This is a genomic window from Myxococcus vastator (genome assembly GCF_010894475.1).
Lineage (GTDB): Bacteria > Myxococcota > Myxococcia > Myxococcales > Myxococcaceae > Myxococcus > Myxococcus vastator.
On sequence record NZ_JAAIYB010000959.1, the window covers coordinates 1 to 517 of the forward strand.

The following is a 517-nucleotide window of genomic DNA, read 5'->3' on the forward strand; positions in this document are numbered from 1 at the left end:
CTGGCGAGCCCAAGGGCGTTGAGCTCACCCACCGCGCCCTCGTCCACGCCTTCGACTCTTTCGACGCCCTCTACGACACGCGTCCGGGTGACTGCTGGGCTTCCTCCAGCAGCTTCTCCTTCGACATCCATCTAGAGGAGCTGTTCTACGGGCTCACTCGAGGCGCCACGGTCGTGCTGCGTGACGTGGGGCCGCTGGGGCTGGGGCGCGACATCGCCCGCCATGGCATCACGCACGTCAGCACCACGCCGTCCTCGCTGGCCACCGCGATGGAGGAGCCCGGAGCCGTTGCGGCGCTTCGCTCGCTCAAGCGCCTCATCTCGGGAGGCGAGGCGCTGCCGGACGCGCTGACGCGGCAGCTCCAGGATTCGTCCCTCCAACTGCTCAACACCTACGGTCCGACGGAGACGACCATCTGCGTGGTGGCCGAGAAGGTGGAAGCCCACCGCCCCGTCCGCCTGGGCCAACCCTTGGCGCGCTCTCAGGCCTACGTCCTCGACGAGGCCGGCCTCCCCAC

Annotated in this window: 1 protein-coding gene; it reads left to right on the plus strand. The window is 69.2% G+C overall.

The genetic code is table 11. The annotated features are described in order from the left end of the window. A partial coding sequence (locus tag G4D87_RS38545; protein ID WP_163787686.1) for an AMP-binding protein occupies nucleotides 1-517 on the plus strand: 517 nt, incomplete at both ends.